The sequence below is a fragment of the Halospina denitrificans genome (assembly GCF_004364635.1).
Lineage (GTDB): Bacteria > Pseudomonadota > Gammaproteobacteria > Pseudomonadales > Oleiphilaceae > Halospina > Halospina denitrificans.
The window spans coordinates 63,023-86,854 of sequence record NZ_SOAX01000001.1; the positions used below are offsets into that span (position 1 = coordinate 63,023).

Annotated in this window: 22 protein-coding genes; 4 read left to right on the forward strand and 18 right to left on the reverse strand. The window is 62.1% G+C overall.

The features are described 5' to 3' along the window. Positions 1–23: 23 nt before the first annotated feature. Genes tssA through tagH form a run of 8 tightly spaced genes read right to left on the reverse strand, consistent with a single transcriptional unit; the run spans position 24 to position 10,454 of the window. On the reverse strand, positions 24–1,163 hold the full coding sequence (tssA, locus tag DES49_RS00275) for a type VI secretion system protein TssA (RefSeq protein ID WP_243864851.1): 1,140 nt from the start codon (positions 1,161–1,163) through the stop codon (positions 24–26). 16 nt (positions 1,164–1,179) lie between these two features. Beyond that, positions 1,180–1,977: a PP2C family protein-serine/threonine phosphatase gene (locus tag DES49_RS00280; RefSeq protein ID WP_133734395.1), complete on the reverse strand. Its 798-nt coding sequence runs from the start codon at positions 1,975–1,977 to the stop codon at positions 1,180–1,182. Positions 1,978–1,980: 3 nt separating this feature from the next. Then, positions 1,981–2,652 (reverse strand): type VI secretion system-associated protein TagF, encoded by a 672-nt coding sequence (tagF, locus tag DES49_RS00285; RefSeq protein ID WP_133734396.1) that lies wholly within the window; start codon positions 2,650–2,652, stop codon positions 1,981–1,983. Positions 2,653–2,666: 14 nt separating this feature from the next. Further along, the gene (tssM, locus tag DES49_RS00290) at positions 2,667–6,176 is read right to left on the reverse strand and encodes a type VI secretion system membrane subunit TssM (RefSeq protein WP_133734397.1); all 3,510 of its coding nucleotides are present in this window, start codon (positions 6,174–6,176) and stop codon (positions 2,667–2,669) included. A gap of 17 nt (positions 6,177–6,193) precedes the next feature. After that, on the reverse strand, positions 6,194–7,480 hold the full coding sequence (gene tssL / locus DES49_RS00295; protein WP_133734398.1) for a type VI secretion system protein TssL, long form: 1,287 nt from the start codon (positions 7,478–7,480) through the stop codon (positions 6,194–6,196). Between the two features lie 24 nt (positions 7,481–7,504). Next, entirely contained in the window at positions 7,505–8,827 is a 1,323-nt protein-coding gene (tssK, locus tag DES49_RS00300) for a type VI secretion system baseplate subunit TssK (RefSeq protein WP_133734399.1), read from the reverse strand. A 14-nt stretch (positions 8,828–8,841) separates the two neighbouring features. Beyond that, positions 8,842–9,291 (reverse strand): type VI secretion system lipoprotein TssJ, encoded by a 450-nt coding sequence (gene tssJ, locus DES49_RS00305; protein WP_133734400.1) that lies wholly within the window; start codon positions 9,289–9,291, stop codon positions 8,842–8,844. A gap of 2 nt (positions 9,292–9,293) precedes the next feature. After that, the gene (gene tagH, locus DES49_RS00310) at positions 9,294–10,454 is read right to left on the reverse strand and encodes a type VI secretion system-associated FHA domain protein TagH (RefSeq protein WP_133734401.1); all 1,161 of its coding nucleotides are present in this window, start codon (positions 10,452–10,454) and stop codon (positions 9,294–9,296) included. Positions 10,455–10,761: 307 nt separating this feature from the next. On the opposite strand from tagH, the gene DES49_RS00315 reads away from it, so the two are divergent. Both DES49_RS00315 and DES49_RS00320 read left to right on the forward strand, forming a co-directional pair. Next, entirely contained in the window at positions 10,762–11,052 is a 291-nt protein-coding gene (locus DES49_RS00315) for a PAAR domain-containing protein (RefSeq protein WP_133734402.1), read from the forward strand. Positions 11,053–11,102: 50 nt separating this feature from the next. Next, complete coding sequence (locus tag DES49_RS00320; RefSeq protein ID WP_133734403.1) at positions 11,103–13,088, forward strand: serine/threonine-protein kinase; 1,986 nt, start codon at positions 11,103–11,105, stop codon at positions 13,086–13,088. 9 nt (positions 13,089–13,097) lie between these two features. Here DES49_RS00320 and DES49_RS00325 read toward each other — a convergent pair whose 3' ends face one another. The 3 genes from DES49_RS00325 to greB all read right to left on the reverse strand — a co-directional run bounded on the left by DES49_RS00325 (position 13,098) and on the right by greB (position 14,480). Further along, complete coding sequence (locus DES49_RS00325; RefSeq protein WP_133734404.1) at positions 13,098–13,370, reverse strand: acyl-CoA-binding protein; 273 nt, start codon at positions 13,368–13,370, stop codon at positions 13,098–13,100. A 77-nt stretch (positions 13,371–13,447) separates the two neighbouring features. Beyond that, positions 13,448–13,882, reverse strand: coding sequence for a hypothetical protein (locus tag DES49_RS00330; protein WP_133734405.1), 435 nt, complete (start codon positions 13,880–13,882; stop codon positions 13,448–13,450). 94 nt (positions 13,883–13,976) lie between these two features. Further along, the gene (greB, locus tag DES49_RS00335) at positions 13,977–14,480 is read right to left on the reverse strand and encodes a transcription elongation factor GreB (protein WP_133734406.1); all 504 of its coding nucleotides are present in this window, start codon (positions 14,478–14,480) and stop codon (positions 13,977–13,979) included. 115 nt (positions 14,481–14,595) lie between these two features. Here greB and DES49_RS00340 point away from each other — a divergent pair, with 115 nt between their 5' ends. Then, positions 14,596–14,865 (forward strand): hypothetical protein, encoded by a 270-nt coding sequence (locus tag DES49_RS00340; protein ID WP_133734407.1) that lies wholly within the window; start codon positions 14,596–14,598, stop codon positions 14,863–14,865. Positions 14,866–14,867: 2 nt separating this feature from the next. On the opposite strand, the gene DES49_RS00345 is transcribed toward DES49_RS00340, so the two are convergent. The 6 genes from DES49_RS00345 to ftsY form a co-directional block, all read right to left on the reverse strand. Then, positions 14,868–16,316, reverse strand: coding sequence for a HAMP domain-containing sensor histidine kinase (locus DES49_RS00345; RefSeq protein WP_133734408.1), 1,449 nt, complete (start codon positions 16,314–16,316; stop codon positions 14,868–14,870). Beyond that, entirely contained in the window at positions 16,303–16,983 is a 681-nt protein-coding gene (locus DES49_RS00350) for a response regulator (RefSeq protein WP_133734409.1), read from the reverse strand. Before DES49_RS00350 ends, DES49_RS00345 begins: the two co-directional genes overlap by 14 nt. Before the next feature lie 170 nt (positions 16,984–17,153). After that, on the reverse strand, positions 17,154–18,011 hold the full coding sequence (gene rpoH, locus DES49_RS00355) for an RNA polymerase sigma factor RpoH (RefSeq protein ID WP_133734410.1): 858 nt from the start codon (positions 18,009–18,011) through the stop codon (positions 17,154–17,156). A gap of 113 nt (positions 18,012–18,124) precedes the next feature. Continuing rightward, complete coding sequence (gene ftsX, locus DES49_RS00360) at positions 18,125–19,108, reverse strand: permease-like cell division protein FtsX (protein WP_133734411.1); 984 nt, start codon at positions 19,106–19,108, stop codon at positions 18,125–18,127. Then, a complete protein-coding gene (gene ftsE / locus DES49_RS00365; RefSeq protein WP_133734412.1) occupies positions 19,098–19,790 on the reverse strand; it encodes a cell division ATP-binding protein FtsE in 693 nt (230 codons plus the stop codon). Before ftsE ends, ftsX begins: the two co-directional genes overlap by 11 nt. Then, on the reverse strand, positions 19,787–20,941 hold the full coding sequence (ftsY, locus tag DES49_RS00370) for a signal recognition particle-docking protein FtsY (RefSeq protein WP_133734413.1): 1,155 nt from the start codon (positions 20,939–20,941) through the stop codon (positions 19,787–19,789). Before ftsY ends, ftsE begins: the two co-directional genes overlap by 4 nt. 250 nt (positions 20,942–21,191) lie before the next feature. Between ftsY and rsmD the strand changes: the two genes are divergently transcribed. Further along, positions 21,192–21,788 (forward strand): 16S rRNA (guanine(966)-N(2))-methyltransferase RsmD, encoded by a 597-nt coding sequence (gene rsmD / locus DES49_RS00375; protein WP_243864775.1) that lies wholly within the window; start codon positions 21,192–21,194, stop codon positions 21,786–21,788. Here the strand turns inward: rsmD and DES49_RS00380 are convergent. Continuing rightward, positions 21,773–23,764, reverse strand: a complete 1,992-nt coding sequence (locus tag DES49_RS00380) for a hydantoinase/oxoprolinase family protein (RefSeq protein WP_133734414.1) — start codon at positions 23,762–23,764, stop codon at positions 21,773–21,775. The two genes, rsmD and DES49_RS00380, sit on opposite strands and share 16 nt — an antisense overlap. Between the last annotated feature and the right edge of the window lie 68 nt (positions 23,765–23,832).

Sequence of the window (23,832 nt, forward strand, 5' to 3'; positions counted from 1 at the left end):
CACGGCGCCCGGTTTCCAGGTAGTTACTGCTTTTGCGACTCCGGGTCCGGAACGCCGGTTATGCGGGCGAAGCCCTCGCGCACGCCCTTGTCGTCGATCAACTCCTGCATCAGCTCGGGCAGTGACAGCTCACTCCAGCGCACGGCCTGGTTGATGGCATAGGAAACCGGCGAATGCGGTTCAGTCTGGCGAAAGAACTCGGCCAGTTGACTCAGTTGCTCCAGCGCCCGGGCACGGCTGGCAATAGCCACCTGCACCGGGTCCGCGTGGGGCCCACCCGTGGGCTCGGCCCCCTCACCTTCCATCTCGGGGTCCTGGCCTGCGGCCTCGGGCATCTGGCTTTCACGAGCCAGCGCTTTCTCGATCCTGGCGCCGGCGTAGTGCATGAGAATGCTCTTGCAGCGTTCAAGCACGGAACGGATATGGCTGGTCGGTTGTGGCTCGCCGTCCATCACCCGGTCCATGGCCTCACTCAGGCCTGTAAATGCCTTTTGTGCACGTTCAATCGTGCCGTGGATTGCCAACAGTGCGCTCTCCGGGGTCTCACGGACCGCCTGCATCACATCATCTTCCGCCAGCGCACCGGCCTCGATGCGCTGCTGGGTCTTCTGTTCATCCAGGCGGGAGATTTCAGCGGCCTGCTCCACCTGCCATACGGCAACATCACCGAGCGTGGCGTTGTGGAACAGCGGGATCGAGAGAATGGGCTGGATCAGTGTGCCTTCGCTGTCGCTGCCATTAAGGCCGACCAGCGGCGCAATACGGGTAGCCGCCCCTTCTTCGTCAGGCAGCGGATAGAGGTTGTTCCAGTGGGTCTCCAGCATGCGGCGGGCCAGGTCAAAGCCCTGGGCCAGGCCCTCGAAACCGTGTTCGCGGCAGAGCGCCTCGACATACCAGGCAACGAACTCCAGGTCCTTGCTGCGCTTCACCAGTACATCGGGGATTTCATCGAGAAGCTGACGCCACTGGGGAACCTGGAGTGCCTCGTTCTCGATCAGCTGCTGGCGTTCGGAGGCACGCGCCTGGTTGCGCAGATCCTTGAGATTGAAATAGGGAGACGCGTGGGACGAGTCCTCACGGGTATCATCACCGCAGGGCTGGCTCTCTGAGATCGCCTCAAGAAGGGTATTCGGGTCAAATATAAGAGTGGCCTGATCGTCCATAATGCTCACGCGTACATCATCCTTGATTGTTCAGAACTGACACGGGAACGGTTGCGTCTGCGTCGTTCTCAGCTCGAATCTGCTGCGGATCATACCCACCTTCATCAACATTGACAATAATACAGGTTATGTTGTCGCCACATTTGTTAACCAGTGCCGAATACATTATGGCATGGCTCGCATCCCGGATTTTTCCATCACCCAGGAAGCCCTCCAGATCCCGGGTTCCGAACTCGTTGCTCACCCCGTCGCTGCAGAGCAGAAAGAGGTCCCCTGGCTGGATCTCCCCCGTGGCGTAATCCAGACTCAGCTCATCATCCACTCCCAGAGCCCGGGTAATCACGTGCGCCAACGGATGACCATCCGCCTCATCCGGCCGGATAAGCCCCTGATCCACAAGCTCTGCCACCTGGCTGTGATCCCGTGAGATCTGGACGAGGGCGCCGGCACGCAAGCGGTAGCAGCGACTGTCACCGGCCCAGAGCACATGGTAACGCCCGTCCCTGATCCGCAGCGCAATCACGGTTGCACCCACGGTCTGACCGTCGAGGGTGTCACGGGCGTAATCCCGGATCTGCTCATTGGCGTCTTTCAGCGCTGTCCGCAACCCGTCCACGGAGAGCTGGCTACCCTGGCGCTCCACCTCTCGGGCCACTGTGTCACAGGTCATCTGGCTGGCCACGTCGCCCGCCTGATGACCGCCCATGCCATCGGCAACCACCCAGACGCCCGCCTGTGGTGCGTCCAGAAGCGCATCCTCGTTGTGTTCGCGCGTGCCACCCTTGTGGGTAAAGCTTGCGGACCTGAACGCCATTATCTACTCCGTCATCACGCCTTGTTGCCAGCCGTGGTTCTCCCACTGGCCGACCATCATGGCCGCAAACTGGCCAACCCTTGGGAGCCCGTCCGTCAGCAGCGTCGCTGATTCAACGTAGGCAGACCCCTGGGTCCACCAGAGCGCCAGACCCTGTCGGCGGCTCAGAAGGGCATGCAGCCAGTCATCCTCCCTGGCCTCGCCGGGAAGCATCATATTGCCCTCCTCGGATGGCCATTTCAGGCGCGGCCCCTGGGCTTCCGGTATCTCGATCGCGCCAAGGCGTTGGTACCAGGTCGCCTCATCCCAACCATCATCCAGCACCGCCAGAACGCAATCCTCCATCGCAGAGAACCAGTCCGGCTGGCGCCAGGCTTCCAGGGCACTGCCGTTATATTCCGCCAGCACCAGAAACGGAAAATGACGGCCAACCCGATCCACCGACGGAATCATGGTCCCGATCAGGCCGGATTCCATAAAGGCGCCGGGACTCGCCGCAAAATGCCAGATCGGCGACGTCAGGTAGGCTTCCAACCAGTTGTCGCCGAGCTGCTCCCGGCTTACGGCGAGTGTTGCCTGACACCATTCGAGCAACAGATCCCGCGCCTGCGGCGGTACGTTGTGTGTAATGAAATCGCCCCGATTCGGGACCTTGCCCATGTATCCCCAGGCCATTGCGCGTCACCCTGTCACAGTGTTGATGGGAGCCAGAAATCCTTGAACATCGCCCTGTTAAAGGGATGCTTTATTGAGTCAGCGGTTAATTGGAGGCTGGCGCTGTAATCACCCAGGTTCAGCGCCAGCTCCCGCTTGCGCCCGGAACCGTCCAGACCGCCGGTATCCTGGAGCATCCGGAAAAGCGACCAGGCCCCGGGGTAGGTATGCTGGGCCGGTGTCCTGGACGCATCCCCGGGGGTCAGTGCAATTCGGGTATCGCCCGAACGGTTATCCGCCGGCCAGCGGAAGTTGATATCCCGGGATGGGCCGTGACGATAGACCAGGCTGCGATCATCCATCCTGACCATCATCCGGGTGATGACCGGATCCAGGCTGATTGGTGCCAGGCTGAAGTTGACCGACAGTCCGTCACCGCCGGAGGTGAAAAACGCCTCCTGAATCCGCTTGGCATCCTCAAGCAGGCGCAGGGTCCTGGGTCGGATCGACAGATCCTCTTCTAGCCGCCACGGCGACTGGCTCATATCGATGTGATCCGCCAGGTGCGCCGCCACGAACTGATCCAGGGTTCCGCCGGGCCCGAAGAAATTCTCGAAATCCTGGAGCGCGATCTCCTCGTCGGCGTCCAAATCGATGGGGTACTTGCCAGAGATCGCCTGTCGGTATTCCTCATAGACCTGGTTCCGCCACACTTCGTTGAGCGTCTGCGTCTCGGACGCCTTCACCAGGCTCTGGCTGTCGCCCACAAAACCGACGACCATAGCCGCCAGAAGATCGGAGTCCGTGTCGTTCACGGTGGCGCGGAATTCCGATACGGCCTGATTGAACTCCTCACGGCTGACCTCGGCACCGCCCTCCTCCAGATAGTCCGCCATGATGTCTGCGTTATCCCGCAGCGCCTGGAACGTGTCCTTGCCAACATCATTCAGCGGTTTGAAGGTTTCATCCACAAAGGTCGTCGGTTCCTCCTCTTCGGCGGCGGACGACGGCACCAGGCTGCTCAACCGGGGACCGCGTCCACTGGCACGATCCGCGGCCCGACCCGCCTGCTCCTTCGCCGCGTCGCCCAGAGCATCCGTTGCCCCATCCTCTTCCGTAACGCTCAGCTGGGTATTGTATTCAACCGCTTCCATGAGCCGGCTTATGGGCGCTTCCGGTCCGGCCAGGAGTCCGGCGATGCGAGCGCCTTCCCCAGGATTGTCATAGGGCTGTATCCGCAGGTCCTTGAGGAACTCGCGCCAGCGGTGCGCGTAATCCCGGAAATAGCGATTCTCGACCCCCTTTCTGATAGCGTCCTCATCCAGGTTCCGGAAATCCTCGGCGTCCTCACCGTAAACCCACGAATCCTCCAGAAGCCGGCCGACGACGCGGTCCTTTTCGGGCTTGAACAACCCCTTGTAGCCGTTGAGCGTATAAAGACCGGGGATACCCTCACGCATGCTCGTCCCCGAGCGGCGCTCGAAGACACGTTCAGCCACTGACCCGAGCACCAGCGGCAGTCGGAAGGAAGGAAAGCCGGAATCCGCCGCGTCCATCTGGATACGCTGATAGGCCCGCTCATCAAGTGGCATTGAGGTAAGGCTGGCTCGCGCCTTGCCCACCAGCTTCGATTCAGTGGGCAGGCGGTGATTAAGGGCCAGGTAGTTCTCCAGATGCGTGATCATGTTCCGGCGCACCCGCTCATTCACCTGCCCCGGTACTTCCCGGGAGAGCAGTGCCGAAAGCCAGGCGCGAACCTGGTCCCGGTCCATGTGCTGACGTCGGTTGAGCATCAGGTAGGTCTTGAGGGTTTCGTAGAGGTATTCCAGGTTGTCGAGGTTCTCCCGGAGCTCGACCTCCAGGGCCTCCTTGAGATTGCTGCCCAGATGATGCTGGAGCAGCCGACCATAGGCGCCCTCTGCCACCTGCCCAAGTTCATCGCCCTGGAACAGGCCCACCTGGCGCGGCCCACCCTCGGGCATGGGCGTGCCCGATACGCCCGGCATGGCCATGGCATCAGACAGCAGGCGCTCCAGCTCAATCCAGTTCTGGGGCGCTGTCTCTAAATCGCCCTGCAGCTGGTCAAGGTCCTTTTCATACACCTGGATCAACTCGGCGTTCCACTGGTAACTGAAGCTCCATGCCAGTCCTACACCTCCGACAAGCAGCACCAGGCCGGCCAGGGCACCCCGCTGCAGCCAGCGGAAGCGACGCTTGCGAATGCCATCCACGGTTGCCAGGCCATACTCGGAGAAGATGATGTTCTCGAACAGCTGGCGCAGGAAAAAGCCTTCCTGTTGTCGGGCAGCAGCGGGGGTACGGCCCTCGGGCATCGCGAGGCCGAACTGGTCGTCCACCATCCGGGAGACCTTGTCATGGGCCTTGCCACTCTGCTCGGCGGATACCATGTAGATGCCGCGCAGCACGGGCACTTCCTCATAGGCGGAGGGACAGAACACTTCCTTGATCAGTGTCCAGACCGGCGCCCGCAGCAGTGCAACCTGTTTGGGGAACTGGTAGATACGCCGGGTCGCATCCAGGGTCCGTTCCTGCTGGACTCGGTGCAGCAGGAAGTGGCTGAGGCGCTCCAGCAGCGCATCGAATTCCTTCTCAAAGCTGGCGGTGAGACTTTCAGTGTCATTCACCGATTCCAGTTCGAAGGTCATGCCGAAGACATCGTCACGCTCCTGCTCCGATAGCATGCCAAAGGTATCGTTGAACCCCTCCAGCAGGTCCAGCTTCGTCAGGACCATGTAGACCGGAAAGACCAGGCCCAGTCGGTTCTTGAGCTCCTGAACACGCTGCTTGAGCGCGCGGGCATGGAGCATACGCTCCGTCGGTGTCTGTTCCAGCAGGTCGGCAACGCTGACCGACAGGATGACGCCATTGATCGGCTGGCGTGGGCGGTATTTCTTCAGCAGCCCCAGGAAGGATTCCCAGCCCCGGGAGTCGCGCTTGTCGTTGCTTTCCTGGGAGGTGTAGCGCCCGGCGGTGTCGATGATGACGGCCTTGTTGGTGAACCACCAGTCACAATTCTGGGTGCCGCCGACGCCCTTCACAGAATCGATGCCCATCTCTTCCTTCAGTGGGAATTCGAGGCCCGAGTTGAGCAGCGCGGTGGATTTCCCGGAGCCCGGGACACCGATGATCATGTACCAGGGCAGGTCATAGACGGAACGGAAACGGCCGGGACGCCAGCGCCGGACCAGGCCGATGGCCCTGCGCATGCGCTCGCGCTGGCTGTTGACCTCTTCCTTGAGAAGCTCGTCCTCTTCGGTATTGGCCATCATCTCGCTGACGACTTTCTCGTTGTCGGCGCGCTGCTTTTTCGCCTTCCACAGACCGCGCGCCATAACGCTCACAACGATCAGAAGCAGGAAGATGATCCGCGCCGCCACCGAGGCCAGGGGCTTCCACTCGGCAATGGCCAGCATCGGCCCGCCGAACCACACCAGCAATACCACGGCGATAACGCCGAGAAGCAGGAACAGCCCCCGGAGTGAAACCAGTTTCTTCAGACGACGCATCCATGCCATCGGACTCATAATTGCATACCTGCGGTTCAGGGAGTCAGGGTAATCTCAACCCGGCGATTCCGGGCGCGGTTTTCGGCGGTATCATTGTCCACTCGGGGCTCCGCCTCGCCCCGTCCTTCCGGCCAGAGTCGGCCATCAAGATTGGCTTCGGCACCCAGCAGATCCGAAACGGCCGTGGCACGTGCCAGTGACAGATGCCAGTTGGAGGGGAACTGATCCGTTGCGATGGGCCGGTCATCGGTGTGGCCGGTCACCTGCAGGGTGCCTTCTGTGGATTCGAGGGCCCGGGCAATCTTGTGCAGCACCGGTTTGACGGCATCCCGGACCTCCGCGGAGCCGGCCTGGAAGAGCCCTTCACTGCCCAGCACCAGGCTGGCGCTGTTGTCGGTCTTCTCCAGCTCCACCAGGTCACGATCCATCTCGGTCTGGAGAACCTGCTCGAGGTAGCGCGTATCCACGGGCGTCCCATCATTGCCCTCGGTTTCCGATTGTGCGGGGATACCAACCTGGGTCAGCTCCTTCATGACCGGCTCGGCACGCTCGTTGATGTTGTGGACCAACCCCACATACACCAGCAGAAGTGCCACCAGGCTGACCGCGCCGATGGCCCAGGGCGGGATGCGCTGGCTCAGGGAGCCACTGGGCACCACGCGGGACTGCCAGCTGCGCTCAAAAGGGGTCGTGAAGCGCCCCTGCTCGGCGCAGATCTGGCGATAGAGACTGTCGCGCAGGATGTCGAGCTGCTCCTGGCCCCGCTCCTCCACGCGATAGCGTCCCTTGAAGCCCAGTGACAGACAGAGGTACTGGAGCGTCAGAAGGGAGATATTGGCGGAACGCTGGGCCTGCTCGACACGCTCGAAGAAGTGCGTCCCGGCCCAGGTCTGGGTGTGGAACTCGGAGAGCAGCGAACTGCCCGCCCAGTGGCTGGACTGGCCCCAGCTGCTGTTGAGCACCAATTCATCCAGCAAGGCACAGATGCAGTAGGAGGCGGTATCCACGGTGTCCGGGGACACCTCCCTGGTTCGCAGCGCCTGCTGGTACTCGGTCACCAGTGCCATGCACTGGCGCTTGAGCGCGGCCACGTCCCGGACCGACTCGGCCTGACCCAACCGATCCGCCAGTGACAGCAGGCGCGAGGCCTCATCACAGACCGGGTCCAGCTGCGTCTCCGGCAGGCGGAAGCGTGTCCCGGAATCAGCGGGTCGGGAGGGCGCACCTACCTGAGTCCCATCCTCCGGCGTTCCCGGGCCGGACGGCTTCTGGGGCAGGTCCCGCGCGCCGGGGCGTGGCTTGACGACTGTCTGGTCACTCATGGAAACGTCCCTGTTGCATCATGGCTAACCTCGAATGGCCCACAATTCCAGTTCCAGCCCGGGGTAGTTCCCGGACACGTGCACCGCCAGGCCACCGCTCTGCTTGAGCTGCTGCCAGCGCTCGCTGTCGCTGTCCAGCAGGAAGTAGTGATAGCCGGCATGATAGGGAATCTGCCTCGGGGCAACGGGCAGTGCACTCACGGAGATGCCCGGGAGGTGGTTGTTCACCAGGTCGCGGATGTGCTCCACCGGCCCCAGCTTGATCTGGGCCGGCAGGCGCCGGCGGATGTCCTCGGTGGTGAGATCGGCATAGACCGCCAGCACCAGTTGCGAGGATTCCAGCAGCGACTTGTCGTTCAGCGGCGCCACCTTGATGCCGTACTCAGCCTCTTCCAGCTTGAGCGCCACGGCAGTCTGCTCCAGAACCGTACTCAGGGACTGGCTGAGCACCGCGCCCAGGTCGCCGAAAGACTCGGTGAGCTTGTCGTGGTTATAACGAGGCAATTCCGGCGGGCGCTTCTCGCCACGGGTGAAGGTGGCCAGCTCGCCGATCAGGGTCACCACGGCCTCATAGAACCGTTCCGGGTGTATGCGGTCGCCATTGTCCAGGTGCTCAAGATAGGGCTGCCAGCGATTCAGCGTCTGTAGCATGAGCACGTCAAAGAGGGTCGTGGATTGCTCCGCCCCTTTCTGCATGCGATCCGCCAGGGCCTTGGCGCGCTGCTTCACCATGGACAGGGTTTCCCTCAGGAAGGAGGACAGCGGCGGCATGAGCCCCACATCAAGACAGGGCGCCATGAAGTCACGATCGAGCTTGACCTCTTTCTCGTTCACCACTTCCACGATGCGCGCAACCGGCAATGCCACATACCCGGCCATGTCCTCACGGCCAAGGCGCAGACTGGGATTAAGCCAGGCAAGCCCGACATCCTCTTCCTCGCCTTCTTCCACGGAGTCATCCAGCATGGAAACACCGCCCATCACAAAGCGGGCAACCTGGCCATTCACACCCGAGGCGATGTTCACGCCTGCCTGTTTCTCCTGGGGCAGGGCCAGGTAGACCAGCTCATCCCGGGCGTCCGCCGGAACTTCCAGCACCAGGTTGCTGCCCTGATCAAAGCTGAAGGGCATGCCATCCGGAAAGAGGCCACTTGCCCGCACCAGGCTGATCTGGCCGAGAGCCAGGACTTCGTTGTCCAGAGACAGCTCGCAGACCCCATAACCATGAGCGGTAAGCTGCGAGTGCCGGAGCCGGGCTACGTGGTACAGGAACCGGTCCTGCTGCTGAAAATGCTGGGGCCGGAGGAGCATGCCCTCCGACCAGGCAACCTTTGCCAGTCCTTCCATGAGTCGCTTCCCTGTTATTTCCGTGTTAGCTGCAATTCGATACCGTCCACGACCACATCCACTGGCCGTCCATCATCGGGATCAATCCGTTTGAGAATACGCCAGTCCGCCTTCTCGATCTGTCTGAACGCGCCGAGCATGCCCAGGTAGCGGGTCCGGCCATCCAGATTCAGCGATTTCTCCCACTGCTGCTCAGGTTTCAGGACGATTTCGCGGACACTGACCAGCTTATCCCCGAGTAGCTCTTCCGGGTTGTCATAGAGCTCATAGAAATCCGCACTCTCAAAAGTATCCCTGACAACCAGCTCATAGACCCGGACCACCACCGGTGAGGCCCTGTCAGCCGCATCCGGGTTGATCCGGTCCGTGGCATTGATGCGGACCTCGGTCAACGGTTCAATCGAGGAACAGCCCCCCAGAATCAGCGCCGTGACCAGACTCGCCACCACTGCTCTTGCCATCATCCTTACTGCTCCTCTTTATAATCCCTGGCCGCCGCCTCATAGGCTTCCGTAAAGGTACTGCTGTGCAGCATGCGTTCGCTGTCACCGAATTCCTCCCGCTGCTGCGTACGCCTGGCGACGAGATCGTCGTAGGCACGGGCCTTGCGAAGCAGTGACCAGCTTGGGAGAGCGCTCATATCCGGCGCCTCAGTACCAAGCAACTCAGCGACGACGCTTTCCACGCCTGTCATCAGTGCCTGTTCATGGGCCCTGATGTCAGCGAAGGCTTCCTCAATTGCATTGCGCGGCCCCAGGTAGGCGCCGTGACGGCGAACAAGCAGGGCATCCAGGGCATCTTCGGGCGTGGCGGAGAATTTAAGCGGATTGTTTTCACGGCGCTGGAACAGCGTCTGCTGAACCCGGAGTTTCTGTTTCTGCTGCGCCCGCGCCCTGAGCAATTCCATGAGCTGGTCGAGCAGGATCCGAGTCAGTTCACCCAGGTTATTCAGCATCTCCGTGGACACTGGCTCCTTTGCCAGCTCCGGCATGCCCAGAGCCTGGAAGAGCGTCGCCAGCTGGGGATCGACTTTTCCTGAATCCGTGTCGGTATCGGCGGTCGTGGGCGGTGGTTCGCTCCCCCACTGCCAATCCTGGGGGATAGCCACCTCGGGAATGTCCACGTGCGTGTCAGCAAGCGCCTGCTCACCCAACCCTGAGGCCAGCGTTGGATTACCGCCTCCGGTCTCACCGGCCGAGACCGACTCGATACCCGTTGGCGAAGCTGCTGGGGTTGCCGACGGGGCATGGGGAAGGTGGGTTTCGGTGCTGGCTCCCTGAACGGCTGCTTCCGGCTCGCCGGACCCAATGACGCTGACACGGAACTGATAGTCGCCCAGGGCGATGCTGTCGCCATCGCCAAGCGGGCTTTCATTGCCATTCCCGAGCGGCTCGTCCGCCCCGTTGACGTGGATGCCGTTGGTAGAGCAGTCCTTCAGCCAGTACTGGCCGTTGCGGAAAAAGATCTCGCCGTGAACAGAGGAGACAATGCGGTCGGGGTCCGGCAGATGCCAGTCACAGTCCGCGGATCGTCCGAGGCTGTAACGGTGTTCCGTTGAGAACCGCCGGGAGGTGGTAACCGTGGGGGAAAGCCGCTGGTAGCTTGTTATGGCAAGCTCCAATTCCATTTGCCTGTCCTTCCTTAGATAACGACGATGCTGGTTTCCGGTAATGCTGCATTCCGGAACGCTGTCCTTGCTGCCTGTCGCAGGTCGGCACGAACCTGTTGAGGGCCTGTGCCGAGGTGCGAATCCTAAGCATCGCCGGTTACAGTGTCAACAATCCCTGAGATCTGCTGACGGAGACCGTGGACCCGGTCTCAGTTCACGCTTCAGGCTTTCACAATTGACCGGATAAAAACCCTTCCGATAGACTCCCGCTGCCGTTATCGGCGATGGATGATCCCCAATCACTGGTCAACAAGGGAAATGTGACATGGCCAAACCCGCAGCCTATCTGGGCGCTTTTCACGCCTGCCCCGCCTCCAATGGCCCGGTTCCCCATGTGGGAGGCCCAACACTCGCAACCGCCGCCAACGTGACCGTCGGAGGTGTCCCGATCGCCTGTGTCGGTGACAAACTGGTTTGTGTCGGCCCGCCGGATACCATTGCTTCCGGCTCAGCCACCGTCACGGTCAATGGCAAGCCAGTGGCCCGGCTTGGCGACAGCACTGCCCACGGCGGCAGGATCGTGGTGGGAAATCCGACGGTTCTTGTCGGCGGCTGAACAAGGTTCCTCCCGAAACCCCGTTATTGATCAACAGGAAGCAAGATCGCATGGATGCCACCGAGCTGATTCACGCAAACGGCCGCAGTGATGCGGACACAACCTCGACCCACGCCGATGAGCACATCTCGGCTTTCGGTCGACCAAAAGGGCGCCACCAGCGCCTGGACCAGGTCCTGAAGGGGCGTTACCGGATCGAAGCCCTGATCGCCTCGGGCGGGATGAGTGATGTTTACCGGGCCGTGGACGAATACCTTGAACAGGCGGGCTCGCGGGATTGTCAGGTGGCGGTCAAGATACTGCGCAGCGCTCTGACCCAGGATACGAATGCGCTGTCACTCCTGGCCCGGGAGGCGGCCAAGTCCATGCGGCTGTCGCACCCCAGCATCATCCGTGTGAATGACCTGGACCAGGACAACGGAACCTGGTTCATGGTCATGGAACTACTGGATGGGGAACCGCTGTCCCGCGTGATACAGAGGGCCAAGCCCAGAGGGCTGACCTGGCGCGGAGCCAGAGCCGTTCTGGACCAGATCGTGGACGCACTGAGCTACTCCCATTACAGGGGCATTGTCCACGCGGATCTCAAGCCCTCCAACGTCTTCTTCACCCGCGACGGTCACGTCAAGCTCCTGGACTTTGGTGTGGCACGTGCACTCAAACCACACCAACCTGAGGATTTCCTCAACCCCCGCCAGGAGGATGAAACCACGGTCTATGGCTACACGCCGGCCTATGCCTCGCCATCCGTTATGGCAGGCAATGATCCCGGCGCCGATGATGACCTATACGCCCTCGCCTGCATCAGCTATGAACTGCTCTCCTCCCGCCACCCCTTTGACCGGCGGGAACTGAGCGCCGAGGAACGGGCTGCTTTCAGAATCAAGCGTCCCAAAAACATGCCGTTGCGGCTATGGCGGGTGGTCAAACCGCTCCTGAAACAGGAAAACCCGGGCATTGACCTACCCGGATTCCGGGCTGCCCTCTCACCCGGACCCCAGCGTCGCATCCTTATTCCGGGTGCACTGGGTACGGCATTCGGCCTGGCCATGGTGGGCGGCTATGCGGGATTTCACAACGGCGTTCTGGGCGGCACGGAACCCGTGAGCATCCAGCAGCGACTGGCAACACTGGAGGTACTGGAAGAGGCGCCGCCGCAGCGCATCCTCTCCGCCATGGAAAGTCTTGAGCCCCTGGAGCAGGCTGCATTGCTCAAGCACCACGAACAACACCTGACTGATTATTACCTGGAGCAGACAAACGGCGCCCTGGGCAACCTGAGACGGGATAACCTGGCGAAAGTGCCCGAAACCCTGGAGGTGCTGAAACAGGCGCGTGAATACTACCCGAACAATGTGGATCTGGCGCGCCGCATGGAGCGCCTGCAACAACAGAAAACCTCCCTCGCTTCGGCATTGACGGAAGAGGTGCAGGGCCGGCTTGAACAGGGGGACTACGAGGGTTACGACTCGCTCGAAGAGCTCAAGAAGCTGGCGGACAACCTGGCGCTTGTCAGGGACGAGCCACTGACGCCTTCGGATACCGCAATCAGTATCTTCGAGGAAAAGCTTCAGTCAGCACTGTCACAGGATGATGAATCGGCCCTGGCCCGATTGCTCACACTGGCTGACCGCTTCTTCGACGGCACCACCGAGCTGGAGGAGACACTGACCCGGGCCCGGAGCCAGGAAGACGCCATTGAAGCCCTCGGCTCCTACCATGAGTCCACTGCCAGCGGCGAGAACGCCGCGACCTTCCCGGAAGAGGCGGCGCTGACCTTCTATGGCCCCCGCATCAGGGACTGGGAAGAACAGCTCAGGAATGCGGACAACGTAGCCGAACTCAATGCGGTCTACGCGCGGCTCGAGCCGCTCAGGAACCGGATTCCGCAGGAGTTTGAGCCGGTAAGCCGGCTCCGGAAAAGCCTCGCGAATGCCTACATGGAGCGCGCGGAAGCGCTACTGGGCAACAACCGCGCCTCGGCCGCGCGTCCCCTGCTTGAAAAAGCCCGTGACCTGATGGGCTGGCACGACTGAATCCCCGGATCAGCCGTGCTTTTCCTTCATGCTCTCGAGGAGATCCACATACTGCTGCATGGCATCCTCCGAGCTGGTGCCCTTGAGCTTCTCCCAGGCGCTGTACTTCGCGCGGCCAACCTGGTCCAGCATACCGGGCTTCTTGCCCTTCACGTCACCCTCGGTGGCCTGCTTGTACAGCGCGTAGAACTGCAGTTTCACGTCGTTCGACGGCTTGAAGTCGCCCTCTGCGGTCTGGACGTATTCAACCGCTTTATCGAACTGTTCCTTGAGCTCGCTCATGCTTCGACACCTCTGTTGTTCCGTGTTTTCGCAGAAGCTACCAGAAAACAGGAGGGGATTACACCAGTCCGATAGCGTCAGTCCCTGAACGTGCTGCTCGAGCTTGAAGAAGGCGAATAGGTACGGTTCTGGTACGCCGGGAACTGGACCTGGGTGGGGGGAGTTGAGACATTGCGGGAGGGGCCGATGAGCTGCTCGCGCTGGCGTTGCAGTTCGTCCTGTTCCAGATCCAGGGAGCGGCGCAGCTGGTCGCTCAGGTAGACGGGCTCCACCAGGGTATCCTCGTCCTGCGAAACCAGGCCGGCCGCCGAAGGGCCCAGGGCACCTTCTATAGAGGTATTGCCGAGCTGCTCCTCATCCACGGGGGCGAAGCGGATGCTTTCCGGGGTCGAACGTTCCTCGGGGGGTGCCGATAGCAGCTCATCCTGAGCCGTTACCCCTGCGGGCAAGCCCAGTACCGCGATGAAAACAACGCCAATAAGAGGGACTGGGAGCCGATTCATAAACGTCATACCGGATTCTCCTTATCCAGTGTCATGGATGATTTCTCACAGTTTAACGGAACGCTGCTCAAAATATCGCCAACAGGGTCGCATTCCTGCGCCATCATCGAGGGTACTGAATATCAACAATCACCCAGGTTCGGTTTCCCTCCGCTGTCTCCAGCGTTACCTCATCGTCCACCTGCTTCTTCAGCATGGCCCTGGCCAGGGGCGCGTCCACACTCAGGCGTCCGGCACTGACATCAAACTCATCGGGGCCGACCAGGCGATAGGAAACCTCCTCGCCGCTGGCCTCGTCCTCCAGTGTCACCAGCGCGCCAAAGAAAACCCGGCTGGGATCATGGGGCGGATCCCGAACAACCGTCACTTCATCGAGCCGTTTACTCAGGAAACGCACACGACTGTCGATCTCACGCAGCTGTTTCTTGCCGTAGATGTATTCCGCGTTCTCGGACCGGTCACCCTGGGCCGCGGCCTCCTTGACCGACTGGGTCACCGCCGGACGCTTCTCCTTCCAGAGGTAACGCAGTTCCTCGCGCAGGGCCCGCTCCCCGTCGGGCGTAATGTAGGCGGAACTTTTTGGCCTTGGAGGGCGATAACGTCCCATCAATAATGCTCAACTCCGTGTATTGGTGGTAAAGTCAACATGAATAGGTTGTGCATTCTAATCCATCTGCGTAGTCTTCACTCGATTCTCCAAGGACAATGTACAGGTGATAACCATGAACACCGAAAAACTCACTTCGTTCGCCCTGACCGGCCTCGACCGGGTAGGCTACCAACTGGAAAGCTTCGGCATCACCGACAGGGTCAACCGGCACACACTGGCCGCCCTGCTGATGGCGGAGAAAATCCGCTTTGAAGGGGAAATGGACAGCCTGCACGCGAAGACAGCCCGTTATCGCTATCTGGCGGAAAACACAGCGGAAATCGCGCTCAAGCCGGCACGCCTGGCAACGGAAACCCTTCGCGGCCTGCTCGGCAAGGCCTGAATTCAGGCTTGCTGCTCGAGTCGAGCCGGCGAGCCTTCCTCATTCGGGAGTCGATCCGCTGGCTCCGGCTCCGCAGGGAAGCGGATTGCCACACAGAGTCCCGGCCTTTCGGCCTCGGGATCCGCATCCCGCAGGTCAATCCTGCCTTCGTGCATGTCCACAACAGCACTGACCAGGCTCAGCCCAAGTCCGTTGCCCGGCTGTGAGCGACTCTTACCCACGCGGTAGAAGCGTTCAAAGATCTTGTCCTTCTCGTGATCAGGCACGCCGCCCCCGCTGTCGGCCACTTCCACGACCGCATGCCCATTGTCGCGCTTGACGCCAACCCGGATTCGCCCGCCTTCATCGGTGTACTTGATGGCGTTGTCGATCAGGTTGCTGATGACCTGGAACAGCAGGTCCCGATCGCCCTTGATGGTGACGGGGTCGGGCGCGCTCAGATCCAGCGCCTGCTCCTTTTCCTCGGCCAGGGCCTCGTAGAGTTCCACCGCGTCCGTAACCAGGGTGGCCAGGTCCACGGGCTGGTTATCCACGGTCTTGCCACCGGTTTCCAGGCGCGCTATGCGCAGCAGGGCATTGAAGGTGCCCAGCAACTGGTCCGCTTCGGCCACGGCACGCCCGACCTGTTCCTGCGCCTCCGGGTCGGAGACATTGATCAGCGTGTTCTCAAGCTGGCTGCGGAGTCGGGTCAGCGGCGTGCGCAGGTCATGGGCAATGGAATCCGAGACATGGCGAATGCCCTCCATCAGGTACTCGATGCGATCAAGCATCTGATTCAGGTTATCGGCCAGCTGGTCGAAATCATCATTGGTGCCCCGCGTCGGCACCCGCTGTGACAGATCCCCATGCATGATTCGGTAGGCGGTCTGGTTAACCACCTCGATGCGACGCGTCGTACTCCGGCTCATGAAAAAGCCCCCGACCAGGGCGAGCCCCAGGGAAATGCCCAACCCCCAGTTCATGGCGGTCTCAATCATGCCCTTGAGGCGGCTGAGTTCACTGACGTCCCGTCCCACCAACAGCTGTAGTCCGCCCTGAACCTCAAACAGGCGTGCCCGGGCCCGGCGGGGTTCACCCTCCCAGCCCATCTCCTCGTCCAGGGTAAAATCGATCCAGCTGCTGCCGTCGTCAGCCTCGGAGGGCCATTTGGAGAGGTTGCCGGCGAGTTTGAGATAATCCTCGGTTGTGAACAGGTAAAGAGACTCACCATCTGGGTCGCGCGCCCCCCGCTCCTGGATCACATTCATAAGGCCATTGATGCCCCGGGAACGGTATTGTTCAGCCAGTCCCACGATCTCGGCTTCGATGGTCTGGTCCGTCTGCTCCATCATGAAACCGGCGGTCCGCCAGTAGATGAACGCGAGCAGGATGAACACGGAGGTGGCGAACACCACCATGTAGAGCATCGCAAGCTGGAAAGTGGAGGTGCGAAGCTGGCTAAGAATCGTCACGAAGCATGTACCCGGCACCACGAATGGTGTGCAGGAGCGGTTTTTCGAAGCCCTTGTCGATCTTGGAGCGCAGGCGGCTAATGTGAACGTCGATGACGTTGGTCTGCGGATCGAAATGGTAGTCCCAGACCTTCTCGAGAAGCATGGTGCGGGTCACAACCTGGTCCACGTGGCGCATCAGGTATTCCAACAGCCGGAACTCCCGGGGCTGGACATCAATGGTGACGCCATTGCGCTTGACCGTGCGGGCCAGAAGGTCCATCTCCAGGTCAGCCACCTTCAGGACGGTTTCGGCATCACTGCCGGAACGGGTCCGGCGCGCCAGTGCATCCAGGCGTGCCAGAAGCTCGGTGAACGAGAATGGCTTGGTCAGGTAATCATCACCTCCCCCGCGGAGCCCCTCCACACGGGCATCCACATCGCCCAGCGCGCTGAGGATCAGAACGGGCGTCTGATTACCCGTCGCGCGGATGGTCTTGATGATATTGAGCCCGTCCATGCCGGGCAGCATGCGGTCGACAATCATCACGTCGTAGCCCTCGGAGGCGGCCAGCATCATGCCCTCCTTGCCGTCCTCGGCGTGGTCGACCACGTAGTCGCTTTCACGCAGGCCCTTGTTCAGATAGGACGCCACATCATGGTCGTCCTCAATCACCAGTACTCGCACCTTTGTATCCTCCACTCTCACGGGTCCCAGAAAACATTAACAGATTGCTGGCAGGTTACGGTTCCTCGGCCTTACCGGCAAAGTTACCATGTTTTAAGGATGTCTCCGCACAATCAAAAAGGCCGCTCCCCGGAGGAAGCGGCCTTCTGAAGAACCCGTCACGCCTCGATTCAGGCGGCGGCCATTCCCTTGCGCATTTTCTTCATCGCATTCTTCTCAATCTGCCTGATGCGTTCGGCGGAAACCCCATACTCATCCGCAAGGTCGTGGAGCGTGGCCTTGTTCTCCGACAGCCAGCGCCGGCGCAGGATGTCCTGACTGCGCTCATCCAGATCCGTAAGCGCGGCAGTCAGCCGTGCAGTGGAGTCCTGGGTCCAGTCAGCCTGCTCCAGCTGGCTGGCCGGGTCATAGCGCTTGTCATCCAGGTAATGGACCGGCGCCTGCCAGCCACTGTCTTCATCATCCTCCATCGCGCCGTCAAAGGCCGCGTCATGGGAGGTCATGCGGCCTTCCATCTCGCGCACAACGCGTGGCTCAACACCCAGATCCTTCGCCACGGCTTCTGTTTCGTCACTGTTGAGCCAGGCCAGGCGCTTTTTGGAACTGCGCAGGTTGAAGAACAGCTTACGCTGCGCCTTCGTGGTAGCCACCTTCACGATGCGCCAGTTGCGCAGAATGAATTCGTGAATCTCCGCCTTGATCCAGTGCACGGCGAACGACACGAGGCGCACGCCGTATTCCGGATTGAAACGCTTGACCGCCTTCATCAGGCCGACGTTACCTTCCTGAATAAGATCCGCCTGTGCCAGGCCATAACCCGAATAGCTGCGCGCGATGTGAACCACAAAACGCAGGTGCGACAGCACCATCTGGCGCGCGGCTTCAAGATCACCGTGTTCATGGAAGCGCTGCGCTAGGTTCTGCTCTTCGTCCACGCTGAGCACGGGGATCTGGTTCACCGTCTGGATATAGCTCTCCAGATTGGCGCCCGGCACCAGATTCTGGCTGAGCTGCAGTGCTGTACCCATGGTGCTCTCTCCCGTCAAATCGTTGTCTCCCGACAAAACTTTACACTTAATGTATGGCCCTTTTATGACTTTTCAACCCCTGTGCGTCAATACGGGTAATCCCGCATACGGGTTTACTCCGGCTCCACCTCTGAAAGATGGCGTTTAACCGCCCAGACGGCGCCCAACCAGCCCAGCAGGACCGAACTTCCAAGAAGCAGCCCCACTTCTTCGAGCCCCGGGCGCGCCAGGGAGAAATTACTATCGTAAAGCATCGCCAGATGGTCAACCGGTCCCGACAGCCACCAGAAGGCGACTTCCACCAGCCACCAGGCAAGCAGCCCGCCCAGGACCCCGTACCAGAGTCCGGTGTAAAGGAAGGGGCGGCGCACGAAGGCATCGGTTCCGCCCACCAGGCGGGCGACGATGATCTCGCGGCGGCGGTTCTCAATGGCAAGACGCACGGTGTTGGCGATCACCAGCACCACGCCCACGGTCAGCAGTATCGCCAGTACCTGGGCACCGCGCCTCAGCAGATCCGCCATGGCATTGAGCCGTTGCAGCCAGGCCAGATCCAGCTGAACCCGGTCCACGCCGTCGGCCTTGCCGAGCCTTTCCGAAAGCCCCTCAAGGGCCTGCGCCTCCTGGTACTGGCGCTCCGGTGTCAGCACCAGAGTGTGCGGCAGGGGGTTATCCTCCAGAAAATCCAGCGAGCGCCCGAGCCCGGGATTGGCCTTCATTCGCTCCAGCGCCTGGTCCTTTTCAATCAGTTCCACATCACGAACTGCGGCAATATCAAGCCAGCGTTCCCGCAGTTCCCGGGCCCGATCCCCATCAGCCTCGGGCGCCAGATAGACCGTCACCCGGGCCGCCTCGTCCCAGCCGGAACTGACCGATTGGAGACTGCCCAGCAACAGCAGCAGGGCCGCCGGAAGCGCCAGGGCGATGCCCATGACCAACCCCGTCATCAGGCTCGACAGTGGCGAATGCCAGAGCCGGCTGACACTGTCCCGGGCACTGCGACGATGGTGATTCAGGTAGCTGTCGAACTGGTCCCGCCAGGGAAGGCGCGAGAGCGCCGCGCCGCGCCCGGTGGGCTTACGCTCATTACCCGCCATGGGCGCCCTCCATGGTGGAAACGGGCCCATCACCGGTAAGCTGACCTTCCGAGAGGGTCAGGACCCGACGCTCCATGCCTTCAATCAGGTCAATATCGTGGGTCGCCACCAGCACACAGACGCCAACCCGGCTGAACTCCCGGAAAAGCTCCATGATTTCCGTGGACAGGGCCGGGTCCAGGTTACCTGTAGGTTCGTCCGCCAGCAGCAGCGGCGGCTTGTTGACCACGGCGCGGGCAATGCCCACCCGTTGCTGCTCACCGCCGGAGAGGCTGACCGGATTGAGCTGTTCCTTCTTCAGCAATCCCACCTTGTCCAGGGCGGCACGCACGCGGCGTGCGATATCCCGGGGCGGCACACCGGTGACTTCCAGGGGCATGGCCACGTTATCGAAGACGGTGCGGTCGAAAAGCAGCTGGTGATTCTGGAAGACCACGCCGATATGGCGCCGGATGTAGGGAATGCGACGCCGGGGCGTGTGTTCCAGCGCCTGCCCCCCGACCAGGACCTGCCCCGCCGTGGGCCGCTCCATCAGCATGATGAGCTTGAGCAGGGTGCTCTTGCCCGCGCCGGAGTGCCCGGTCAGGAAGGCCATTTCCCCGCGCTCGAGGGCAAAGTTCACATCCCGAAGCGCGGTGAACTGCCCTTCATAGCGCTTGGTCACATGCTGGAATTCAATCATTCGTTCTCAAACAGTGCCTGAACAAAGTCCTCGGCTTCAAATGGTCTCAGATCGTCCACGGTTTCACCCACACCAATGTAGCGAATGGGCAGGTTCAGCTGCCGGGCGACAGCAAAGATGATGCCGCCCTTGGCGGTGCCGTCGAGCTTGGTCAGGGTCACCCCGGAGACGCCCACGGCTTCCTGGAAGACCTGTGCCTGGCTCAGGGCATTCTGGCCGGTTCCGGCGTCGAGCACCAGCATGACTTCATGGGGGGCGTTCTCGTCCAGCTTTTTCATGACACGAACCACCTTTTCCAGTTCGTTCATGAGGTTTTCCTTGTTCTGGAGGCGCCCGGCCGTGTCCGCGATCAGCACGTCCGTGCCCTTGGCCTGGGCGGACTGCAGGGCGTCGTAGACCACGGAGGCGCTGTCCGAGCCGGTATGCTGGGCCACCACGGGCACATCGATGCGATCACCCCAGGCCTGGAGCTGCTCCACGGCTGCCGCCCGGAAGGTGTCGCCGGCGGCCATCATCACGCTCTTGCCCTCGCGCTGGAAACGGCGGGCAAGCTTGCCGATGGTGGTGGTCTTGCCGACGCCGTTGACGCCCACCATCAGGATGACGAAGGGCTTGTGCTCGGTTTCGGGCTCCAGGGGGATGGTGCAGGGCTCAAGGATGTTGCGCAGTTCTTTCTTGAGGGCCTCGAAGAGGGCGTCCGCGTCCTTGAGTTCGCTGCGTTCGAGCTGGGCGGTGAGGCTTTCGACGATTTCGGTGGTGGCGGTCATGCCGACGTCGGCGGTGAGCAGCAGGTTTTCAACTTCTTCCAGCAGGTCCCGGTCGATGGACTTGCGGCCGGCAAAGAGGTTGGCGAGGCCCTCGGTAAGGTTGCCCCGGGTCTTGCCGAGGCCATCGCGCATGCGCTGGAAGAGGTTGGCCGGGGGGAGTTCCTCGATTTCAGGGGCGGCCTCCGGGGCCTTCGCGGGAGCTTCTTTGGCTTCCGCCGGTGCCTCCTGGGGTGCCTCTGCAGCTTCGGCGCCTTCTTCAGGCTCCTTGCGTTTCTGCGGGACAGGCTTTGGTTTGGGGATCTGGCTGCGGCTGCTCCAGATGTCCGCAATAAACCAGAGGACCAGCAGCACCAGCAGGCCGTTGAAGATCAGTTCTAAATTCATTCAGTTGTTCCTGTTTCCTGGTGACTAGAGTGGGGTGGCCCGTATCTGGAACAGGATGGAGGGGGAGCCCTTTCCGGGAAACGCTGTGAATACATCCCTGTACGCTGCGCCTCCGCCATCCATGGCTCCGGAGCTTCCCGGAAAGGGCTCCCCCTCCATCCTGCTCCAGACACTACTTGGGTTGTAGCCGGATACCGTCAGTCAGCGGTATTCTACCGGGCCGTAACAAGGCCGTCCAAAAGCGGAAGTCATGATGCCACGTACCAGGAAAAACACCAGAAAAACAGACACAACGGGTCGGGTGCGGATCATTGCCGGGGACTGGCGGCGGCGGTCGCTTGAGTTTCCGGCTGTGGACGATGTTCGGCCGACGCCGGACCGGGTGCGGGAGACGGTGTTCAACTGGGTGGCGCCGGTGCTGCCGGGGAGCCGTTGTCTGGATCTTTTTGCCGGAAGCGGGGCGTTGGGGTTGGAGGCGTTGTCGCGGGGGGCCGGAAAAGCGACGTTCGTGGACCAGAGCCGGGCTTTGATGAAAGCGCTGAGGGCGAATCTTGCGACCCTGGATGCCGGCAACGCCGACGTGGTTGAAGCCGATGTGATGGCGTTTCTGGGGCGGGAGAACGGTGGTGACGCCATGGATCTGGTGTTTCTGGATCCGCCCTTTCGGGCCGGGTTTGTTGAGCCGGTCTGTGATCGGTTGGCTGCCGAGGCCTGGGTTAAGACCGGCAGCCTGGTATACATCGAGCATGAATCGGATCTGCCGGAGCCCCAACTCCCCCCCGGCTGGGCGCTGAGCCGGCGCAAGACGGCGGGGCAGGTGTGTTACAGCCTTTATGAGGTGGGCTGACGGGTCAGCAGCAGGTGGCCTTCCTGGTGCACTTCGGCCTGCCAGCCCCGGGCCAGCCAGGTGGTGCTGACGGCCTCGGTGATCAGCATGGGGCCTTTGAGGGTCTCGCCCGCTGCCAGGCCCTCTCTTGGGCGAACCGGGACCGGCTCGGGCTCACCCACCACTCGGGCTTCGGAATCAGTCACACCCTTCTCGGCGCTCCATAGTGGGAGTTGCCACTCACCGGCGGGAGCGCGAACAGCGATCCGGACGCTGACGAGTTCCACGCCTGCTGAAAGCCGATGACCATACTGGTGTTCATGCTGCCGGGCGAAACGTTCGGCCAGGTTGGCGCCCGCCTCCCAGGGGAGGTTCAGGGTGAAGCTCTGGCCCTGGTAGCGCAGGTCGGCGGACCAGGTGGCTTCAATCGCCGATCCCTGGACGCCCTCCGCCTCCAGCGCCTCACGTCCTTCCTGTTCAAGGGCTTCAAGGGCGGGTTCGGCCCGCGCTGCCGTCTGGTCGTCCACATCCAGGAGCAGGGTTCGCGACAGGTGGCGCTCCCGGGGGGCGACCAGCATGCCGAGCGCGGAGAGCACACCGCCATGAAGCGGCACCAGTGCCCTTTCCATACCCAGTGCCTCGGCCAGGGCGCAGACATGCAGTCCGCCCGCGCCGCCGAAGCAGCACAGCCGGTAGCCGCGCGGGTCGTCGCCGCGCTGGATGGAGATGGTGCGCAGGGCCCGGGCCATGTGTTCGTTGGCGACGCGGATCACCCCTTCCGCTGCTTCTTCCCGGCTGATGCCCATAGCCTCGGCCAGGGGCTGGAAGGCGGTCAGGGCGGCCTGGCGGTCAAGGGTCAGGCCGCCACCAAGGGCCGCCGCATCCGGCAGCCGGCCCAGGACCCGGTTGGCGTCGGTGACGGTGGGTTCGGTGCCTCCGCGCCCGTAACAGGCGGGGCCCGGGTCGGCGCCGGCGGATTCCGGGCCCACCTGGAGCACGCCGCCGGCGTCCATCCGCGCCAGGGACCCGCCCCCGGCGCCGATGGTGTGCATGTCCACCATGGGAACGGCCACGGGCCAGGGACCGATACTGCCCTCGGTGGTGAGCTGGACCTGCTCGCGCACCATGGCCACGTCGGTGGAGGTGCCGCCCATGTCGAAGGTGAGCAATGCTTCTTCGCCCAGTGATTCGCCCAAGTAGCGGGCCGCAGCCAAACCACCCGCCGGGCCCGAGAGCAACAGGTTCACGGCATGTTCGCCCGCCTGCTCAAGGGCGATGGTGCCGCCCGAGGACTGCATCATGGTCACGGGCGCACTGCCAAGCGCGTCGCCAAGGCGCCCCAGATACTGCTGGACCCGGGGGCCCAGCCAGGCATTGAGCCAGGTGGCGATGCCCCGCTCATACTCGCCGGATTCCGGCAGCACCCGGGAGGAGCGGCTGACAAAGCAGTCTTCCGGCATCATGGCCGCGAGCCGATCCTCCGCCTCCGGGTCCAGGAAGGAAAACAGCAGGTTGATCGCCACCGCCGAGACGCCGGAATCCCGGATCTTCTCCACCAGGGCTTGCAGTTCGGCGTCATCCGGGGAGCACAGGCGCTGCCCATCGGCACCGGTGCGAAACCCAACACCGAAACACAGCTCGGCGGGCACCGGCGGCGCTTCCACCTCCGGCATCAGGTTGTAGAGTTCCCGGCGGTTCTGGCGCCCGAGTGTGAGCACGTCCTCCAGGCCCGTGTTGGTGACGTAGGCCGTCGGCACGCCCTTGCGCTCCAGCGCCGCATTGGTGGCCACGGTACTGCCGTGGACAACAGCCAGCCGCCCCTGCGTTGCCGCCTCCGCCAGGCCCATCTCTTCGAGGCCCTGCAGGATCGCCCGGGCGGGATCATCCGGGGTGGAGAGCACTTTGTGGATGCGCAGATCACCGCCATCGTAATAGACGAAATCCGTGAAGGTGCCTCCCGTATCCACGCCCAGCCAGGCGTTGACGGCTGCCGTCATGCGCTCGTTCTCCTGCTCTGAAACCCAATCTGCATGATATAGTACGGCTCAGCCCCGAATGGAGAAAC

Bases quoted from the DNA above. Each gene is read 5' to 3' on its own strand.
- tssJ (WP_133734400.1), bottom strand. From the start codon at position 9,291: ATGATGGCAAGAGCAGTGGTGGCGAGTCTGGTCACGGCGCTGATTCTG.
- DES49_RS00320 (WP_133734403.1), top strand. From the start codon at position 11,103: ATGGATGCCACCGAGCTGATTCACGCAAACGGCCGCAGTGATGCGGAC.
- tagH (WP_133734401.1), bottom strand. From the start codon at position 10,454: ATGGAATTGGAGCTTGCCATAACAAGCTACCAGCGGCTTTCCCCCACG.
- tagF (WP_133734396.1), bottom strand. From the start codon at position 2,652: ATGGCCTGGGGATACATGGGCAAGGTCCCGAATCGGGGCGATTTCATT.
- DES49_RS00325 (WP_133734404.1), bottom strand. From the start codon at position 13,370: ATGAGCGAGCTCAAGGAACAGTTCGATAAAGCGGTTGAATACGTCCAG.
- rpoH (WP_133734410.1), bottom strand. From the start codon at position 18,011: ATGGGTACAGCACTGCAGCTCAGCCAGAATCTGGTGCCGGGCGCCAAT.
- DES49_RS00380 (WP_133734414.1), bottom strand. From the start codon at position 23,764: ATGACGGCAGCCGTCAACGCCTGGCTGGGCGTGGATACGGGAGGCACC.
- ftsE (WP_133734412.1), bottom strand. From the start codon at position 19,790: ATGATTGAATTCCAGCATGTGACCAAGCGCTATGAAGGGCAGTTCACC.
- greB (WP_133734406.1), bottom strand. From the start codon at position 14,480: ATGGGACGTTATCGCCCTCCAAGGCCAAAAAGTTCCGCCTACATTACG.
- DES49_RS00340 (WP_133734407.1), top strand. From the start codon at position 14,596: ATGAACACCGAAAAACTCACTTCGTTCGCCCTGACCGGCCTCGACCGG.
- DES49_RS00330 (WP_133734405.1), bottom strand. From the start codon at position 13,882: ATGACGTTTATGAATCGGCTCCCAGTCCCTCTTATTGGCGTTGTTTTC.
- ftsX (WP_133734411.1), bottom strand. From the start codon at position 19,108: ATGGCGGGTAATGAGCGTAAGCCCACCGGGCGCGGCGCGGCGCTCTCG.
- DES49_RS00280 (WP_133734395.1), bottom strand. From the start codon at position 1,977: ATGGCGTTCAGGTCCGCAAGCTTTACCCACAAGGGTGGCACGCGCGAA.
- DES49_RS00315 (WP_133734402.1), top strand. From the start codon at position 10,762: ATGGCCAAACCCGCAGCCTATCTGGGCGCTTTTCACGCCTGCCCCGCC.
- tssK (WP_133734399.1), bottom strand. From the start codon at position 8,827: ATGGAAGGACTGGCAAAGGTTGCCTGGTCGGAGGGCATGCTCCTCCGG.
- tssM (WP_133734397.1), bottom strand. From the start codon at position 6,176: ATGAGTCCGATGGCATGGATGCGTCGTCTGAAGAAACTGGTTTCACTC.
- tssA (WP_243864851.1), bottom strand. From the start codon at position 1,163: ATGGACGATCAGGCCACTCTTATATTTGACCCGAATACCCTTCTTGAG.
- rsmD (WP_243864775.1), top strand. From the start codon at position 21,192: ATGATGCCACGTACCAGGAAAAACACCAGAAAAACAGACACAACGGGT.
- tssL (WP_133734398.1), bottom strand. From the start codon at position 7,480: ATGAGTGACCAGACAGTCGTCAAGCCACGCCCCGGCGCGCGGGACCTG.
- ftsY (WP_133734413.1), bottom strand. From the start codon at position 20,941: ATGAATTTAGAACTGATCTTCAACGGCCTGCTGGTGCTGCTGGTCCTC.